We start from the raw sequence: 16,892 nt of genomic DNA on the forward strand, positions 1-16,892 counted from the left end.
GGAGCGGCTCTCGGCCTGTGAGCCTATGCCTCGCCGGTGGGTCCGGCTTCCTCGAACTGGCCGATGTCGCGCAGCAGCCGCTCCTGCTCCTCGGGGCTGAGGGCGTCGAAACGGGCCTGGAGCTGTTCGGTGGTGAGCGCGTCGTAGGCGGCGCGGTAGTCGCGGCGCTGCTGCATGTAGGTCATGTTGCCGCTCAGGGCCCGCACCAGATACGTGGCGGTCCAGCCCACCACCAGCAGCATCAGCGCTGCCGAGGCGGCGATCCCGGCCGAGAAGCCCTCGAAGCCGCTCGCCCGGAAGAGGCCGTAGCCCAGGCCCCCCAGCCCCAGAACCGCCAGACCCAGCAGGATCGCCTGCCCCTTGGTCACGGGTTGGCCTGGCCTGCCATGCGCAGGTTGATGAAGGGGGCGAACAGCGCCAGGCCGGGGAAGAAGAGGAACACCAGGCCGTACACCCCGAACCGCTCGAGCTTGCCCATCACGGTCCAGCGTTTCACCATCCAGGCGTAGAGCAGCAGCGGGATCACCACGAGGTAGGCGCCGCCCAGGGCCGAATAGAGGCCCAGCAGCAGCAGGGTGTCGGTGGAGACGCCGCTCAGGAACCCGGGAAGTGCCAAGGCCGTGCCGTGCAGGTGGGGCAAATCTAGAGTGCGCGAGCCGGGGGTATGGCGGAACCGGTAGACGCAGCGGACTTAAAATCCGCAGGCCGCAAGGCTGTGGGGGTTCAAGTCCCCCTGCCCCCACCTGCCGCATGGCTGAGCCTGGCCGCTGCCGGGACCCCGCCTGGCTTCGAATGCCCCGCCCCTACCAGCCTTCTCTGCTCCGCCTGCTGCATGGGGCCACGGCACTGTTGGTGCTGGCGGCCTGGCTCAGCGGGCTGGCGGTGTACAGCCTCCACGACGGCCGCTGGGGCCGCCTGCCCATCACCCCGACGGGCGACTGGGTGGATCTGCACGGCACGGCAGGTGTGCTGCTGCTGCCGGTGGCCGTGCTGTTTGCCGCCTATGCCCTCACCCTGGGCCGCCGACGGCTGCAGCGTCCCTCCAATGCGCTGGCCCTGGGGGCGGTGACCCTGGCGATCGGCAGCGGCAAGCTGATGAACGAGGACTGGCTCCGCCGCGGTGAGCTGCACCACTGGGTCTATGGCCTGCACCTGCTGGCCTGGCTGCTGGTGGCGGGGGCGGTGATCGTCCACCTGCTGGGCGGCTTGCAGCTCGGTGGTGTGGCGATGCTGCGCTCGATCCTGAGTGTGCATGTGCGTGCGGGGGATCAACCGCGCCACTGGCCCGGCCAGGTGCGTGCCTTCATCTCGCGGCCGTGAGGCTGGATCAGGTCATCGGTTCGCTCTCCTTCACCCCACCCAGGATCTGTTCCACCACCAGCTTGAGCAGGAGCGACACCAGGCCCACGCCCCCGAGCACCAGCGCCGCTCCATAGGCCAGTTCGGTGTCGTACTGCTTGTAGGCGTCCTCGACGAACAACGGCAGGGTCTGGGTCTGGCCGGCGATGTTGCCGCTCACCACGGCCACGGCTCCGAATTCGCCCAGGGCGCGGGCCGTGGTGAGGATCAGGCCGTAGATCACCGCCCAGCGCACCGAGGGCAGGGTCACCTTCCAGAACACCTGCCAGTTATTGGCCCCGAGCGTGCGGGCGGCCTCCTCCTGGTCCCAACCCTCCTCCTCCAGCAGGGGAATCACTTCGCGGGCCATGAAGGGGAAGGTCACGATGATCGTGGCCAGCGCCATGCCGGGCCAGGAGAAGATGATCCGCCAGCCCAGGCTGTTTACGATCCCCCCCAGCAGGCCGTGTGTGGGGCTGTAGACAAGCACCAGCATCAGGCCCACCACCACCGGTGAGATCGAGAAGGGCAGATCGATCACGCTGAGCAGCAGGGCTTTCCCCGGAAACTGGCGCCGGGCGATGGCGGTTGCCGCCGCCAGCCCGAAGATCGTGTTGGCGGGCACGGCGATGGCGGTGCAGCGCAGGGTGAGCAGCACCGCCGAGCGCAGCTCCTCCGACTCGAAGTTGCTGAGGAAGGGCTCGATCCCCTTGGCAAAGGCGCCGGCCACCACCTCGAGGGCCGGCAGCAGGATGATCACGCCCACATAGAGGCCGGCGATCACTGGAATGATCGCCGATGCGGAGGGCCTGGGCAGGGCTCGCCGCAGTGAGCGCAGGAACGCACGCATGGTGGTGAGAAACGCGAGAAGTTGGTGGTGTGAAGGCTTCAGACGCTCTGGGAGGGATTGGCTTCCCACTGGCGGCCCCACACCTGCAGACCGTTGATCACCAGGAGGCTCAGCAGCGAAAACAGCAGCATCACCATGCCGATCACCGTGGCGGAGGCGAAGTCGTATTCCTCCAGCTTCTGGATGATCAGGGTGGGGGTGATCAGGTCCTTGAAGGGCACGTTGGAGGAAATCATCACCACCGAGCCGTATTCGCCCACAGCGCGGCTGTAGCCCTGGGCCACGCCGGCCAGGATCGCCGGCATCAGCTGGGGCAGCACCACCTTGAGCAGGGTCTGGCGCGGGCTGGCGCCAAGGCACCAGGCGGCTTCCTCCTGATCGCGCTCTAGGGCTTCGAGCACCGGTTCCACGCTGCGCACCACGAACGGCAGCGAGATGAACACCATGGCGATGGCCACCCCCAGCCAGGTGAACGACACCTTCAGCCCGAACAGGGCGTGGAGCGGTGCGCCCAGCCAGCCGTTGCTGCTGTAGAGCGCCGCCAGCGCCAGGCCTGCCACGGCGGTGGGCAGGGCAAAGGGAAGATCGATCAGGGAATCCAGCAGCCGCCGGCCGGGGAACTGGCAGCGCACCAGGGCCCAGGCGATCACCACCCCGAAGACCCCGTTGAGCAGAGCGGCCAGAAACGAGAGGCCGAAGCTGACCCGGTAGGTGGCCAGGGCCTCATCCGTGGTCGCAAGCTGCCAGAACTGGGCCGGGCCGACCGCGGCGGCCTTGAGCGCCAGGGCACCCAGGGGCAGGAACAGCACCAGGGCCAGGTAGAGCCAGGTGATCCGCCACGACCAGCTCAGCTGCAGCCAGCTGGGCAGGGACCAGCGCTGCCGTTCAGAGAACACGGCAGAGGACATGGCAAGTCACGGGCGGCCTGAGGACCGTACCACCTCTGCCCGCCGTAATCAACGGTAAGCCGGTTGAGAACTAGGTCTTTGTTGTAGGATGGTCGGGTCGCCTCCGGCCGTTGCCGCCATGGGTATCCGCGTTGCGGGTGTAAGCAAGCAGTTCGGCTCCTTCCGTGCGGTCGACAACGTCAGCCTCGATGTCGACTCCGGCTCCCTGGTGGCCCTGCTGGGCCCCTCCGGCTCCGGCAAGAGCACGCTGCTGCGCCTGATCGCCGGCTTGGAGGAGGCTGATGTCGGCCGCATCTGGATCACCGGTGAGGAGGCCACCAGGCGCTCGGTGCAGGAGCGGCAAGTGGGCTTCGTGTTCCAGCACTTCGCCCTCTTCAAGCACCGCACCGTGCGCCAGAACGTGGGCTTCGGCCTGGAGCTGCGCGGCTGGAAGCACGAGGCGATCCGCCGTCGGGTGGATGAACTGCTGGAGCTGGTGCAGCTGCAGGGCTTCGGCAACCGCTACCCCTCCCAGCTCTCAGGCGGCCAGCGCCAGCGGGTGGCGCTGGCCCGGGCCCTGGCCGTGCAGCCGCGGGTGCTGCTGCTCGATGAGCCCTTCAGCGCGCTCGATGCCAAGGTGCGCAAGGAGCTGCGGGCCTGGCTGCGCAACCTGCACGATGAGATGCACGTGACCACCGTGATCGTGACCCACGACCAGGAAGAGGCCATGGAGGTGGCCGACCGGATCGTGGTGATGAATCACGGTCGGATCGAGCAGATCGGCACACCGGCTGAGATTTACGACCAGCCCGCCAGTCCGTTCGTGATGGGCTTCGTGGGGGCGGTGAACGTGCTCCCCTCCCATGTTCCTTTTGCCCCGAACCGTGACCAGCAGGGCGAGGTGTTCATCCGGCCCCACGATCTCGAGCTGCACCGCCATCCCCAGGACGGCAGCGTGCCGGCGGTGCTGCGTCGCCTGACCCATCTGGGCCGCGACATCCAGGCCGAACTCATTCTCGCCAGCGGCGAAGTGGTGGTGGCCCAGCTGCCTCGGGAGCGGCTCGATTACCGCCAGCTCAAGGCGGGCGATTCGCTGCACGTCACCAGCCGGGAATCCCGCACCTTCGTGCCGGACTATGTGATCTGAATCNGCTGCAGCGTTGCTGGCACCGCGCAGCCGGACGATGTTGTCACGGTCACACCGTGTGGCATTCAAGGTGGACAACAGGGCGTTGAAGAAGAGAAGATGGCTGGGCAGGTTTGGATAACATCCATGACGCTTCGACTGGGCGACACCGTGCCCGACTTCACCCAGAACTCCCAGCTGGGACCGATCAATCTCTACGACTTCGCCGGCGACAGCTGGGTGGTGCTGTTCTCCCACCCAGCCGACTACACCCCTGTGTGCACCACCGAACTCGGTGAGGTGTCGCGGCTCCGCCCCGAATGGGAGAAGCGCAATGTCAAGACCATCGCCCTGAGTGTGGATTCCGCTGAAAGCCACAAGGGCTGGATATGCGACATCAACGAGACGCAGAACACGACCGTGGATTATCCGATCCTCGCCGACGAGGACAAGAAGGTGGCAGATCTCTACGGGATGATCCACCCCAATGCGCTCAACAATCTGACGGTTCGCTCGGTGTTCATCATCGACCCCAACAAGAAGCTGCGCCTGCAGATCACCTACCCCGCCAGCACCGGCCGCAACTTCGACGAGATCCTCAGGGTGATCGATTCCCTGCAGCTCACTGACAACCACCAGGTGGCCACTCCGGTGAACTGGAAGGACGGCGACGATTGTGTGGTGGTTCCCTCGATCCCCACCGATGAAGNCCGCGGCAAGTTCCCCAAGGGCGTCACCGAGATCAAGCCCTATCTGCGCATGACCCCGCAGCCCAACCGCTGATCCGGCTATCATCCGCGACGATAGGAGATTGTCTTTGTGGTTAACAGGTGCTGTGATTTCAGGCACCATCATTAGGAAGTGTATCTGTCAAGCTGAATCTGTTCTTGATCGGACCTTGATCGGAACAGGGTAGGGACCCAAGGGGATGGCCATCGCTGTCCCCTTTTTTCTGGAGAGCTGAAGATGATGGGAGTGAGAGTTGCACTGCACCCCTGATCCAGAAAGCTGCAGATGATGCACTATCAAATCGGTTTGCGCTGACGGCGAACCACCACCCGGAAGGCAATATGACCAGGGCCAATCTGCTTGATCAACGCGTCTCGTGCTTCGTGACGCAATTCTTCCAGAGAAGCCGCCGTGATGACAACAGTTGAGTTTGCAGTTGTTGCTTCTAGCAAGCCAGGCTCATCTCGACATACCTGGAAGATCACTTCGCGCACTNGGCTGATCATTCTCTGAATCGATGCTGGCCTTTCGGCTGGATGGCGTAAAGCAGACCAGGCACATTGATGTGGCTCTCTCGGCTCATAGATATGTGAGCCTGACTACCTTCCCTAGCCATAGAAAACACCATGAACCAGCCAGCGCCGCAGCAAGCCAGATCCAACCATGGACGNCTAAAGCTCATGATGNNNCCCAGAAAGGCACTGATGTTGCAGCCGTAGGAGATGAAGCCGCCGAAGCCCATCAGCAATCCCCCACCAATCTGNCGCACGTTTCGCCAGGGGNNTGCGTGGATGGTCTGGATCCGCATGCTCTCCGCGGGCGGCCGCTGATACGAGGCCCTCGCCGCAATGGCCCCATAGATCACGGCGAGATCAGCCACCACAGCATCGTGCCGGATCCAGTTCCAGGGACTGCTCAGGAGTGCGGCCCGTGTTGGCTCTGACCAGAACACTGCGCCGGCGGGATTCCAGCCGAGCATCTTTGCGGTGTGTGCACCCGTCAGAGCCAGCCCCCAGAGCACTTTCCAGGGTTCCCCACTGACAATCAGCATCAGAAGCATCCCAACACCCAGTAACAAGGGAGGGCCCAACCACCTGGCCAAGGATTCTGGCTTCTCGGCGCTTCATTCGGAGTTTCCGGCCAACTGGCCACGCCAAGCCCCAGCAACAGCGCCAGCACACCAAGTTGAATGCCAACCGCCATCCAGAGCGGAACAGCATCGGTGAGCACCAGGGGTGGCAATCCCTCGGGAGTAACAGCTTCGATGAGTGGACGCTGCAGAGATCCCGCGAAGACTCCGGCAATCAGGCCCGCAAGGATCCAGGCAAAACCACCATTTCGAGCTCCCGCTGAGGCCAGGGTGCCACTGCCGCAGCGACCGGCCATCTGCATGCCTACCCCAAAGACAAACGCCCCCCCAACCAGGCTCCAGCGCAGCGGTGCCCGCGATAACTTGAGGCTCAGGGCGAACGGCTCGGGCAGTGCCAGGAGGATGGCAGTCCCCAGCACCAGGATGATCATCAGCATGGCGATGCGATACACGCCGCTGGCATCCCCCCGGGTGACCAGCCTTCGAATCGGCTCTGTGAATCCGAAGCGGAACTGCACCAGAGCGAACCCGATGCCGCAGCCAACCACCCAGACCAAGCCTGTGCTGAGATCGCCAGCCCCCCAGCCCACGCCCAGCAGCAGGGCGAACACCACCCAGATCAGCCGCCGGACCTTCACGGCCTGCCCTTGGCTTTGGGTGCATCGCTGCTGCCGCTGTCACAAGCCAGAACCGCCATGGGCACCATGCGTTCCAGCACAGCATTCCAGTCAGCAACAGCAGCACAGCGTGCATGGCGCGGCTCATGGCTGATCAGTTCTTGACAGCCGATGCACCGGGCCCGGTCTGCACAGGGTGCTGGGTTGCGCTGTATTCGGTCCAGGATCCCTCATAGATGCGAACGTTTGGATATCCCAGCAGGTGCTTGAGCACGATGTACTGCAGGCTGGCTTCACGACCGGTGCTGCACGACACGATCACTGTTTTCTCTGGCGTGACACCGTGGCTTGCAAAGAGTTTTCGCAATGCTTCCACTGATTTGAGCTTGTGGGGATTCTTGAGTGCCTCATCTGGATTGTTGGCCTCTGTGACTGATTGCCAGGTGATATTGATGGCTCCGGGTATGTGGCCGTTGCGAATGAAGGTCTGTTCAGTGCCTTCAAACAGCCCTTTCGGTCGTGGATCCACGATCACCACATCCGGGCGGCCCACCAGGGGAAGCAACTCCTGCAGGCCGATCGCGAGTCCGGGCGTCGTGGTGGGCTTGAACGTGCCGAACCTGTAGCTGGGGAAGACCTTCGTGACCGGGGCTCCGGAGGCTTTGTAGGCGCTGAAGCCCCATCCAGGATGCCCACCTTGCTCACTCCGCTCTTCTCAAGGATGTAAGCCACCAGGGAGGCGCCCAGCACATTGGTGCCGTCCGAGTACACCAGCACCTTGTCACGGTTGGAAATCCCAGCTCTGCTCAGCAGATTGGCCAGATCACCAGCGGGCCAGATCTGAAAGGGCAGCTTGCCGTTCGGTCCCCGAAACGCCTGCTCGGATAGGTGTACGGCATTGGGCAGATGGCCACTGATGTAGTCGAGCGGCGGCACGGGGCGCACATCCAGGATTTTCCACTGCCCGCTCTGGGCTGCTGAGGAGGCTTCGGCGGGCGAGAGAAGGTTGATTTCGGTTCTGGCGTTGGCCGGCAAGGCAGCGCTGATGGGCGAGAGGACGGTGATGGCCAGGGCGCTGGTTCCCGCCAGGAACCAGCGACGCGAGAACGACATCCGAACCATTGGTGCTTATCCCGATTGGAATATGTCACAAACTAATGAGTCAGTCCGCCCTGCCCATGTGACCCTTGACACCTAGTGCCGTGCCTACTGCAACACGCTCTCGTGGATTGGTATCGCCCATAGGAAGTCGCGATAGAGGTCGGTGCTCAGGTAACACTCGCCGGAATCAGGCAGCACGACCACGATGGTCTTGCCGGTATAGGCCTCCTCGCGGGCCAGCCGCAGCGCTGCCGTGGTGGCGGCGCCGCAGGAGATGCCGGCCAGGATGCCCTCCTCCCGAGCCAGGCGTTGCGCCATGGCGATGGCGTCGATATCGGTCACAGTCTCCACGCGGTCGACCAGCGCCAGATCGAGATTGGCCGGCACGAAACCGGCACCGATGCCCTGGATCTTGTGGGGACCGGGCCTGAGTTCCTCGCCGGCGCGGGTCTGGCTGATCACCGGACTGCTGGCCGGTTCCACCGCCACCGAGACGAGCGGCTGGCCGAGGGTCTGCTTGATGTAGCGGCTCACGCCGGTGATCGTGCCGCCGGTGCCCACCCCCGCCACCAGCACATCCACCTGGCCCTCGCTGTCGTCCCAGATCTCCGGGCCGGTGGTGTCGTGGTGGATCCGGGGATTGGCGGGGTTGGCGAACTGCTGCAGCAGCACGTAGCGGTCGGGATCGGAGGCCACCATCTCATTGGCGGCACCGATCGCTCCCGCCATGCCCAGCCGCCCCTCGGTGAGCACCAGATGGGCGCCGTAGGCGGTGAGCAGCTTGCGCCGTTCCAGGCTCATCGTCTCCGGCATGGTGAGGGTGAGCCGGATGCCGCGCGACGCCGCCACGAAGGCCAGGGCGATGCCGGTATTGCCGCTGGTGGGTTCCACCAGTTCCTTGCCGGGGCCGAGCAGGCCGTCCTGCTCCGCCTGCCAGATCATTGCCGCTCCGATCCGGCACTTCACCGAGAAGGCCGGATTGCGGCCCTCGATCTTGGCCAGCACCCGCGCCTTGCATCCCTGGGTCACCCGGTTGAGTTGCACCAGGGGTGTCCGGCCGATCGTGAGGCTGTTGTCGGCGAAGATGGTGCTCATGGGAATCAGCAAATCAAGGCAGGAAAAAACCCCCGAAGAAAGCTCCGGGGGCTATACGGCTCAGGCGCTGTGCCTGGTCATTGGGTTGGGCTGATGCGATGTGACGCGGGTGGCCTGTAGCAGGAGTTGTTGAATCCGGCCTGCTTCGGAGCTGGTCAGAGTGAGGAAGAGATCCTGGCGGTCGCTGATCTCCAGCTCGCCGTCGAGCTCCCAGTGAAGGCACCAGGGGGGCGAGAAGGAGCTCATGGCAATTTCGGGATCAAGAGATCTCCTCCGCCAACCGCCACCAGCTGGCCATCCAGTCGGAACCGGCTGAGCAGCTTGGTGACCGTGACGCGCGTGAGACCGCACAATTCGGCCAGAGCGCGGTGGGTGAGATTGAGTTCATTCAGTGACAACCGGCAACCTCGGCTGCTGAGCTGACCATGTCGGCGGCCGATCCAGGTGAGCAGCGACATCAGCCGATGCTCAGCCGATCGGATGCGTTGGATGGTGAGCAACTCTGCCAGCATCTGGCGCTCACGGCGCAGATGCTGGTGCTGATCGTCTGGATTGAGCTCGATGTGCTCCACCACAACTGTGGTGAGGCACTGCAGTTCCATCGGTTGCAGGGCTGGGTCTTCTGAGCTGATCACATCGTTCGGGCCCCACAGGCCCAGCGTGATGCTCTCACCTTCCGCGTCCCAGGTCGCAGAGCGTACGTAGCCCTCCAGGAGGCGCCAGCTCATCGCCTCAGGAAGCACATCCTGGGGGTGAAGCGTGAGTCGCAAGGGACGCTTGAGCAGTGAAGTGGTCATGGTGTCGGCGGGCGTTGGGGCGGATCTGCAGCAGCAGGAAGCAGGACAAACCGAGGCATTCGACAACAGGTGGCCATGGGCGCGAGCAACTGATCAGGATTATGCACCTACCCGATGGGAATACCGGTATTCTCAGGCACACAACAGGGCTTCCCATTGGCCCTGCGGCGCGGCCATGCCTGATGGAGTCGGAATCCAGGCGGGGGGCTCAGATGTAAAACATGGGCTGGGGTTGCCTGAGGTTCTCCCGCTCCTGCACCAGCTGCGCCAGGCTGGTCTGGGCCAGGACCTCGCTGCGGGCCTGATCTGCCCGCTGAGCCAGGGCCTTCAGGGCCAGAAAGCCTGGGTCCTCCCGGTTGCCTGGTGCTCGCTGGTGCTCTCGCCCTCAAGGCAGGTCTCTACCTCGGCGATGCTGATCTGCTCTGGGGAGCGGGTGAGCTGGAACCCTCCGTGGGGGCCGCGCACGCTCTTGAGAAACCCACCTTTGCGCAGGGCTGTGAGCATCTGCTCGAGGTAGCGCTCGGGGATGCCATGGTTGCGGCTGATTTCCCGCGTCTGCAGCAGGCCCCCGGAGACATGAGCCGCGGCCAGGTCCAGCAACGCCACAAGCCCATACTCCGTTTTTGCGCTAAATCCCATCTCCCTACCGGTAAACCGTCCCATTCTTGCAGGCAAAGAACGGCGCCCTGCCGGGGAATGGGGCCTGCCCATGTGCCTGAGAGCACATCGGCAAGGCCGGAGACGGCGGTACCTTCACGCAGTTCTCGATCGAGAAACCGTGAATTCTATTTCGTTCGCTTCTGCCAGGTCCCGCCGGGTTGTGCTCGTGGGTCTGGCTGCCGTGCCGTTGGCGCTCGCTTCGGCCGCAACCCTTGGCACGCCCCTGGTGCAGGCCCAGCAGCCGCCCCAGCCCCAGACCATCACGCTGGTCTCCTATGCCGTGACAAAAGCGGCTTACGACAAGATCTTTCCCCTGTTCGCCGCAGACTGGAAGAAAAAGACCGGCCAGACCGTGACTTTCAAGGGCAGCTACGGCGGCTCCGGCTCCCAGACCCGTGCGGTGATCGACGGTCTCGAGGCCGATGTGGTGAGCCTGGCCATGGCCGCCGACGTGAGCAAGATCCAGCAGGCGGGCCTGATCAAGCCGGGCTGGGAGAAGGAGAACCCCAACAACTCCACCCCGATCAACTCCACGGTTGCCGTGTTCGTGCGGCCGGGCAATCCCAAGAAGATCAACAGCTGGAAGGATCTCGACAACAAGAATGTGGATGTGGTGCTTGCCAATCCCAAGACATCCGGCGGCGCCCGCTGGAACTTCCTGGCTCTCTGGGGAGCCATCACCCGCACGGGTGGATCGGAGGCCCAGGCGCGCAGCTTCATCACCGGGGTCTACAAGAATGCCGATGTGCTGCCCAAGGACGCCCGCGAAGCCACCGACTTCTTCATCAAGCGCAAGCAGGGCGATGTCCTTCTGAACTGGGAGACCGAGGCGATCCTGGCCAGGCGCAAAGGGGAGTGGACCACCCCCTACAAGCTGTTCAGTCCCAACGTGCTCACCGAGCAACCGGTCACGGTGGTAGACAAGGTGGTCGACAAGCGCGGCACCCGCAAGGTGGCCGAGGCCTTTGTCAAGTTCCTGTACACTCCCGCTGCCCAGAAGATTTTTGTCGACAACNGCTTCCGTCCGGTGACGCCAGAGGGAAAGGCCTATGCCCGCGGCAAATTCCAGAATCTCGAATTCTTCAAGGTGGGTGATTTCGGCGGCTGGTCCGGCATCGACAAGAAGTTCTTCGGCAAGGGCGGGGTCTGGGAGCAGATCTTCTCCAAGACCCGCTGACGGCCAACGCCTCACACGCATCCAGGCCCTGGCCGCCAGCCAGGGCNTTTTCATGGCGCTCGCCACCCCTGAGAGGCCGACCCATCAAGGATGCTAAGATCAAGACCTATTTCCGACCGGCTATTGTGACAATCTACGCTCATCGCATCCTGGCCTTCCCTCTTGCCCTTGGAGGGGCTCTCCTGTTGGCATCCTGCGCGGGGCCAGGCTCCCAGTCCTCTGCTCCGAAGGGGGCGGCCGACCGTCAGGAGCTTCTGCTGGTGAGCTACGCCGTGACGAAGGGGGCCTATGCGCGGATTCTGCCCCGCTTTGTGGACAGCTGGAGAGCCAAAACCGGCCAGGAGCTCACGATCAAGACCAGTTACGGCGGATCTGGCAGTCAGGCCCGTGCCGTCATCGATGGCCTTGACGCCGATGTGGTGACCCTTGCGCTCTCGGCTGACGTGCTGAAGCTTGAAGAAGCCGGTCTCGTGGATGCCGGCTGGGAGCAGGAACTGCCCAACAGGAGCATCATCACCAACTCCACAGTGGCGTTTCTGACCCGGCCTGGTAATCCCAAGGGCATTCGCTCCTGGGCTGACCTCACCAAGCCCGGCGTCACGGTGGTGACGGCCAACCCCAAAACCTCCGGCGGTGCCCGCTGGAACTTCCTGGGGCTCTGGGGCTCGGTCACCCAGACCGGTGGCAGTGAGCAGCAGGCGGAGGCCTATGTGACCAGCGTCTACAGGAACGTTGAAAATCTCCCCAAGGATGCTCGCGAGGCCTCGGATGTGTTCCTCAAGCGCGACCAGGGTGATGTGCTACTCAACTACGAGAATGAGGCTCTTCTCGCTACTAAGACGGGTGATCTAAAAGCCCCATTTGTGGTGCCTGAATTGAATATCCGCATCGAAGGTCCCGTTGCCGTCGTTGACAAGGTGGTGGATCGCAAGGGCACCCGCAAGGCTGCTGAAGCTCTGGCCCAGTATCTCTACACCGAAGAGGCCCAGGAGATCTTTGCCGAGGAGGGATTCCGGCCCACCAANNCTGCTGTGTGGCAGCGGGTGAAGGATCGCTTTGCTCCAGTGAAGCGCTTGTTCTCGGTGGAGGATTTCGGCGGCTGGAAGGTTGTGAACAAGACCTTCTTCGGCGACGGTGGCATCTGGGACCGCCTCTTTGCCAAGACCCGCTGAACAGGTTATGTGTGAACTGCTCGCCCTCAATGCCAACANCCCCACCGACATGGGCTTCTCCTTCANGGGGCTCAGCCGCCGTGGCGGTGCGACCGGTGAGCACGCCGATGGCTGGGGGCTGGCCAGCTTCAGCAGCGATGGCCATGGTCTAACTGTCGTCAGGGAGGACGCCCCAGCAGCGTTTTCAGCTCTGGCCGATCAACTGGCCCACCGCTCCCCGACGGCCCTGGTGTCGATCGCGCACATCCGCAAGGCCACCCAAGGGGTTGTGGCGCTCGAGAACTGCCATCCTTTCTCTCGCACCTGGCAGGACCAGACCTGGGTGTTCGCCCATAACGGCGACCTGAGTGGAGACATCCCTCTGGGCGATCGCTACCGGCCGTTCGGCTCCACCGACAGTGAGGCAGCTTTCTGCTGGATCCTGGAGCAACTCGATCAAGTCAGTCCTGATCCCGAGGATCGCGGGGCCCTGTTCGCGCTGCTGCACCACTGCGCCGGGGAACTGGCCCGGCGGGGCACCTTCAATGCCCTGATCAGCAATGGTCGCTGGTTATTTGCCACGGCCACCACTCGCCTGCATTGGCTCACGCGCCGGGCGCCGTTCCGCAGCGCCACCCTTGCCGATGTGCCGTTGCAGGTGGATTTCGCCGCGCTCACCACCCCTTCAGACGTGGTGACAATCCTCAGCACCGAACCGCTCACCACCGATGAGCACTGGCAAGCCTTCGAGCCCGGTGAGTCGATGCTGCTCGTGGATGGGGAAATCCACCGGCGCCGACGCGGCGAGCTGGCCATCACGGTCGCAACAGGAATGTCAGCCCTACCGCCAGGCCCAGCAGGACGACCACAGCCCGAAGCTGTGCCGGGCTGACGCGGCTGGCCAGTCGCCCCCCCAGCAGCCCGCCGAGTGAAGACCCCAGTGCCATCACGATGGTTGCAGACCAGTCGAGCCTGCCGGACGCCACGAACAGCAGTGCCGCCGCCAGGTTCACCTGCAGGGCCAGGCCCTGTTTGAGGCCGTTCAGGCGGGTGAGGCTGTCGTTGAGCAGCACGGCTAGCACCGCAAGCAGGATCACGCTCAGGCCAGCGCCGAAGTAGCCGCCGTAGATCGAGACCAGAAACACCGGCAGCGTTGCGGCGCTCTCCAGCCCGTGCCGGTTCAGGGGGTTCTGCTTCGCCAGCAGCCATCCGCGCAGCGGCTCCTGCAATGCGAGCAGCCCGGTGCCCAGCAGGATCAGCCATGGCACCAGCATGTCGAAGATCGCTTCGCCACTCCGCAGCAGCAGCACGGCGCCCAGGAAGCCTCCCAGGGCCGCTGGCGGCAACAGCAGAAGGGCCCGCCCCCGCTGGCCCGCCAGATCGCGCCGCTGAGCAAGAGCGGCGCCGCCATATCCGGGCAGCAAGGCCACGGTGTTGGTCAGGTTGGCCGTGACTGCAGGCAGGCCCACGGCGGTGAGCACTGGAAAGCTGATCAGGGAACCTCCGCCGGCGATCGCATTCACCAGCCCGGCGGCGATTGCCGCTCCACTGATCACGAACAAACTGGCAGCACTGAGGCCGGTCTGCATCAAGTGTCAGCCATGATCGGAGTGCAGCAACAAACCGCTCACCAGGGCGATGACTCCCACCCCCACAAAGAGCGAGGGATGACTGCCCAATATAACTGCCAACCAGGTTCCCAGGGCGACAACCAGCCAGGGGCTCCGGCGAGGCCAGCGATCGAAGGGGTAAGTGTGTCGGAGCTGATTGTTGTGACCCCTTGCCTTCCGATGATCCATGCCGNCGTGATGGGTGGGCTCAACTGATGAGGCCTTGAAGATGAGGCGATTGAAATGGCCCAACTCTTCATCTCTGGCCGCTTCTTGATATTTCTAGACAGCCAGGATGGGCTAGTGGGGTGGCTGGCGTTACAGCGGCTTGTGCCCCCGGCCACGCCTTCCTGGATTTGGCTCTGCACCTTGACGCTGAGACGTTGGTGGGCTTCAGGGGAAGGCTTGCGTAATGCCAACGCCCCTGGTGACGCGGCCAGAGTCAACCGTTGACGNAGACCCGCCGAGGTTGTCGCCAGATCAAACGGAACCAAGACCCCCTGGATGGCTGTGGAGCAGGTGCTTGGGAGTTCACCCTCACGACCCAGTCAGCCCCCCAGCTTCCAGATTCCCTGCTCGATGCACACCAGGGTGATCACGATCCCGATCGAGTGTCTCCGCAGTACTACTCGATCGGGAGAGTTGTTCAGCCTGCTCGGCACAAGGGTCGCGATGCGCATCAGCTTCTGGCCCAGCGTATGAGTCGAGCATCATTCTTACAACGATGTTGACGGCTTGCCGAGAGAGGTCGCGGCCTGGATCGCCAGTAAGCCACCCCAACAGGTCGCTGCCGTAAACACGTATTGATAGCCTGCCTGGCATAGGCGATTGCCAAGGTCCTGGGCCGGCATCCACCCTTCTGCCAGGCAAATCAATGGTGTTTCTTGATCAGGAATCATGTTGTTGATGCTCATGCTTGTATCACTGGGGGTCAGTTGAAGCGTATTTCTAAGCTGAGCGCTGACTGGCGTAGCCCATTCTTCTACCACCACGATGGCGCCTTCGAGTGCCAGCCGTCTCAGTTCGAGTGCGCCAACGCTGTGGCACTGCCCAGATAGCACTCGTGTGGCATCGCTGTCGTTGTTGTGCGAGACATGTTCAGGCAAGTTCATCGTTGATCTGAAACTCGTGTTCCTGTAAGCATCGCCGAATGGCTGAGATCTCGATGTGCTCAGAGGCATTGATGGTTGTGCCGCCGCTCACCGGCCCCCTCCTCGTCAGCCAGCCAGGATCTGAATACATGCGTATGTCGCTCGGAATACCGTACTATATGGCCGATCGGGTCATGATCGGCCCATGCCGATTGATGAGATCTTCGCTGCCATGGCTTCCGACCGTGTCCCACCCCCACCCCCTCCACCGAGGACGCCTGCGTCCGTGTCCGCGGAGGATCTTGCGCAGCTCTCCGTGTTGCCGGGAGTCTGCCTTGTGGATGTTCGGCCGCGCCGCCTTTACCATCGCAGCCATGTTCCCGGCAGCCATTCCATCCCTGCAGGTCTGCTCCTGGCCGGTGAGCTTCCGGAAGGCGACTTGGTGCTGATCGGGGATGATTCCGCCGAGACGGAGGCGGTGATCACCCGTCTCCACGAGCTGGGCTACAGCCGCCGTATCCGCTACCTCAATGGTGGCTATCCAGCCTGGGTAGCCCTCCACCCCGCTGGAGAGACCCGGCCCTGGAGCCTGGGCCTTGCTGATCCCCGCCAGTTGCTCGGAGGGCCGGCCCTGTTGATCGCTGCTGGCCTCACCCAGTCTCTCGGGCTGCTGGGGCTGGGCCTGGTGGTGTTGCTGGGCCCGTGGGCCCTGGCCAGGAGCCGTGCCTGAGCCCACAAGGATTCCGGGCGGCTGGCGTGTGGGCGATCCCGCTGGCCAGCGCCGCTTTCAGGCTCTGGCGGGACTGGATCCATTGCTGCTTGAGAGCGGCGAGAGTCTGCCAGATGTGAGCCTGGCCTACGAAGCCTGGGGCACTCTCAACGCCGAGCGATCCAACGCTGTGCTGCTGCTCCACGGCTTTTCCGGGGATAGCCATGCCAGTGGCCCTGCCGGCCCCGGCCATCGCTCGGAGGGCTGGTGGAACGGCCTGATCGGTCCAGGTCGAGCGATTGACACCGACCGACTGTATGTCCTCTGCCCGAATGTGCTGGGTGGTTGCCAGGGATCCACCGGCCCCTCCAGCCTCGCGCCTGACGGCAGGCCCTATGGGTCCCGCTTCCCCTCCCTGTCGATCCGCGACTTGGTGGCGGCCGAACAACGCTGGGCCGATGCTCTCGGCATCGAGCACTGGCATGCGGTGATCGGGGGATCGCTGGGCGGGATGCGGGCCATGGAGTGGGCCATCGCTGCACCAACACGCTTGGATCGCCTGGTGCTCCTTGCCACCACCGCCGCCTGCACGCCGGAGAACCGTGCCTTTCACAGCACCCAGATTCAGGCGATTGAGCTCGATCCAGCCTTCTGCGGTGGTGATTACTACGGCGATCCTGGCGGTGGGCCAGTGCGAGGGTTGTCGCTTGCACGAACGATTGCCAGGTTGACGTATGGCTGTGAACGGGAACTCGAACGTCTCTCCCGACAACAACACGCTCACGATATCTGCCTTTTCTTCAGCAGGATGCAGAGCACTTGACCTGTCGCTTCGATGCTAATAGCTATGTTCTCCTCACCAAT

The 16,892-nt window shown here is 63.7% G+C and carries 21 protein-coding genes, 1 tRNA gene and 1 pseudogene; 9 read left to right on the top strand and 14 right to left on the bottom strand.

The window, feature by feature from the left end; genetic code table 11:
* Positions 1–23: 23 nt before the first annotated feature.
* Positions 24–368, bottom strand: coding sequence for a DUF3007 family protein (locus SYNGFB01_RS03395; protein ID WP_048016930.1), 345 nt, complete (start codon positions 366–368; stop codon positions 24–26).
* Positions 365–616, bottom strand: a complete 252-nt coding sequence (ndhL, locus tag SYNGFB01_RS03400; RefSeq protein ID WP_048016946.1) for an NAD(P)H-quinone oxidoreductase subunit L — start codon at positions 614–616, stop codon at positions 365–367. Before ndhL ends, SYNGFB01_RS03395 begins: the two co-directional genes overlap by 4 nt.
* Before the next feature lie 42 nt (positions 617–658).
* On the opposite strand from ndhL, the gene SYNGFB01_RS03405 reads away from it, so the two are divergent.
* Both SYNGFB01_RS03405 and SYNGFB01_RS03410 read left to right on the top strand, forming a co-directional pair.
* Positions 659–742: transfer RNA gene (locus SYNGFB01_RS03405), tRNA-Leu, on the top strand.
* A gap of 8 nt (positions 743–750) precedes the next feature.
* The gene (locus tag SYNGFB01_RS03410) at positions 751–1,320 is read left to right on the top strand and encodes a cytochrome b/b6 domain-containing protein (protein WP_235299901.1); all 570 of its coding nucleotides are present in this window, start codon (positions 751–753) and stop codon (positions 1,318–1,320) included.
* A gap of 7 nt (positions 1,321–1,327) precedes the next feature.
* Here SYNGFB01_RS03410 and SYNGFB01_RS03415 read toward each other — a convergent pair whose 3' ends face one another.
* Positions 1,328–2,188, bottom strand: a complete 861-nt coding sequence (locus tag SYNGFB01_RS03415) for a sulfate ABC transporter permease (protein WP_048016932.1) — start codon at positions 2,186–2,188, stop codon at positions 1,328–1,330.
* Between the two features lie 38 nt (positions 2,189–2,226).
* Positions 2,227–3,096, bottom strand: a complete 870-nt coding sequence (gene cysT / locus SYNGFB01_RS03420; RefSeq protein ID WP_048016933.1) for a sulfate ABC transporter permease subunit CysT — start codon at positions 3,094–3,096, stop codon at positions 2,227–2,229.
* Positions 3,097–3,214: 118 nt separating this feature from the next.
* Here cysT and SYNGFB01_RS03425 point away from each other — a divergent pair, with 118 nt between their 5' ends.
* Together SYNGFB01_RS03425 and SYNGFB01_RS03430 are read left to right on the top strand one after the other, a co-directional pair.
* Positions 3,215–4,222, top strand: a complete 1,008-nt coding sequence (locus SYNGFB01_RS03425) for a sulfate/molybdate ABC transporter ATP-binding protein (protein ID WP_048016934.1) — start codon at positions 3,215–3,217, stop codon at positions 4,220–4,222.
* Positions 4,223–4,348: 126 nt separating this feature from the next.
* Positions 4,349–4,984 (top strand): peroxiredoxin, encoded by a 636-nt coding sequence (locus tag SYNGFB01_RS03430; protein WP_048016935.1) that lies wholly within the window; start codon positions 4,349–4,351, stop codon positions 4,982–4,984.
* Positions 4,985–5,226: 242 nt separating this feature from the next.
* Here SYNGFB01_RS03430 and SYNGFB01_RS14040 read toward each other — a convergent pair whose 3' ends face one another.
* From SYNGFB01_RS14040 to SYNGFB01_RS03465, 8 genes and pseudogenes are all read right to left on the bottom strand, one after another.
* Positions 5,227–5,424 carry a hypothetical protein gene (locus SYNGFB01_RS14040; RefSeq protein ID WP_072061538.1) on the bottom strand — a complete coding sequence of 66 codons (198 nt, stop codon included), beginning with the start codon at positions 5,422–5,424 and terminating at the stop codon, positions 5,227–5,229.
* Positions 5,425–5,432: 8 nt separating this feature from the next.
* Entirely contained in the window at positions 5,433–5,990 is a 558-nt protein-coding gene (locus SYNGFB01_RS16190) for a YeeE/YedE thiosulfate transporter family protein (protein WP_072061536.1), read from the bottom strand.
* Positions 5,981–6,634, bottom strand: a complete 654-nt coding sequence (locus SYNGFB01_RS12355) for a YeeE/YedE thiosulfate transporter family protein (protein WP_161795839.1) — start codon at positions 6,632–6,634, stop codon at positions 5,981–5,983. The genes SYNGFB01_RS16190 and SYNGFB01_RS12355 overlap by 10 nt, the downstream gene beginning before the upstream one ends.
* A gap of 157 nt (positions 6,635–6,791) precedes the next feature.
* A pseudogene (locus SYNGFB01_RS16195) lies at positions 6,792–7,750 on the bottom strand (sulfurtransferase).
* A 93-nt stretch (positions 7,751–7,843) separates the two neighbouring features.
* Positions 7,844–8,833 (bottom strand): cysteine synthase A, encoded by a 990-nt coding sequence (cysK, locus tag SYNGFB01_RS03450; RefSeq protein ID WP_048016948.1) that lies wholly within the window; start codon positions 8,831–8,833, stop codon positions 7,844–7,846.
* Between the two features lie 60 nt (positions 8,834–8,893).
* Entirely contained in the window at positions 8,894–9,079 is a 186-nt protein-coding gene (locus SYNGFB01_RS03455) for a hypothetical protein (protein ID WP_048016924.1), read from the bottom strand.
* Positions 9,076–9,561: a Crp/Fnr family transcriptional regulator gene (locus tag SYNGFB01_RS03460; protein WP_053068302.1), complete on the bottom strand. Its 486-nt coding sequence runs from the start codon at positions 9,559–9,561 to the stop codon at positions 9,076–9,078. The genes SYNGFB01_RS03455 and SYNGFB01_RS03460 overlap by 4 nt, the downstream gene beginning before the upstream one ends.
* 396 nt (positions 9,562–9,957) lie before the next feature.
* Entirely contained in the window at positions 9,958–10,236 is a 279-nt protein-coding gene (locus SYNGFB01_RS03465; RefSeq protein ID WP_161795836.1) for an Rrf2 family transcriptional regulator, read from the bottom strand.
* 214 nt (positions 10,237–10,450) lie between these two features.
* On the opposite strand from SYNGFB01_RS03465, the gene SYNGFB01_RS03470 reads away from it, so the two are divergent.
* The 3 genes from SYNGFB01_RS03470 to SYNGFB01_RS03480 all read left to right on the top strand — a co-directional run bounded on the left by SYNGFB01_RS03470 (position 10,451) and on the right by SYNGFB01_RS03480 (position 13,510).
* The gene (locus SYNGFB01_RS03470; RefSeq protein WP_235299904.1) at positions 10,451–11,467 is read left to right on the top strand and encodes a sulfate ABC transporter substrate-binding protein; all 1,017 of its coding nucleotides are present in this window, start codon (positions 10,451–10,453) and stop codon (positions 11,465–11,467) included.
* 125 nt (positions 11,468–11,592) lie between these two features.
* The gene (locus tag SYNGFB01_RS03475; protein ID WP_235299905.1) at positions 11,593–12,639 is read left to right on the top strand and encodes a sulfate ABC transporter substrate-binding protein; all 1,047 of its coding nucleotides are present in this window, start codon (positions 11,593–11,595) and stop codon (positions 12,637–12,639) included.
* A gap of 7 nt (positions 12,640–12,646) precedes the next feature.
* A complete protein-coding gene (locus SYNGFB01_RS03480) occupies positions 12,647–13,510 on the top strand; it encodes a class II glutamine amidotransferase (protein WP_053068303.1) in 864 nt (287 codons plus the stop codon).
* Here the strand turns inward: SYNGFB01_RS03480 and SYNGFB01_RS03485 are convergent.
* Both SYNGFB01_RS03485 and SYNGFB01_RS14045 read right to left on the bottom strand, forming a co-directional pair.
* Complete coding sequence (locus SYNGFB01_RS03485) at positions 13,434–14,207, bottom strand: sulfite exporter TauE/SafE family protein (protein ID WP_048016938.1); 774 nt, start codon at positions 14,205–14,207, stop codon at positions 13,434–13,436. The two genes, SYNGFB01_RS03480 and SYNGFB01_RS03485, sit on opposite strands and share 77 nt — an antisense overlap.
* A 737-nt stretch (positions 14,208–14,944) precedes the next feature.
* Positions 14,945–15,340, bottom strand: a complete 396-nt coding sequence (locus SYNGFB01_RS14045) for a hypothetical protein (protein WP_152669495.1) — start codon at positions 15,338–15,340, stop codon at positions 14,945–14,947.
* A 211-nt stretch (positions 15,341–15,551) separates the two neighbouring features.
* Here SYNGFB01_RS14045 and SYNGFB01_RS03490 point away from each other — a divergent pair, with 211 nt between their 5' ends.
* Positions 15,552–16,049: a rhodanese-like domain-containing protein gene (locus SYNGFB01_RS03490; RefSeq protein WP_235299896.1), complete on the top strand. Its 498-nt coding sequence runs from the start codon at positions 15,552–15,554 to the stop codon at positions 16,047–16,049.
* Positions 16,042–16,851, top strand: a complete 810-nt coding sequence (metX, locus tag SYNGFB01_RS03495) for a homoserine O-acetyltransferase (protein WP_200900049.1) — start codon at positions 16,042–16,044, stop codon at positions 16,849–16,851. Before SYNGFB01_RS03490 ends, metX begins: the two co-directional genes overlap by 8 nt.
* The last annotated feature ends 41 nt before the right edge of the window (positions 16,852–16,892 follow it).

It is taken from the genome of Synechococcus sp. GFB01, assembly GCF_001039265.1.
Taxonomy (GTDB): domain Bacteria; phylum Cyanobacteriota; class Cyanobacteriia; order PCC-6307; family Cyanobiaceae; genus NIES-981.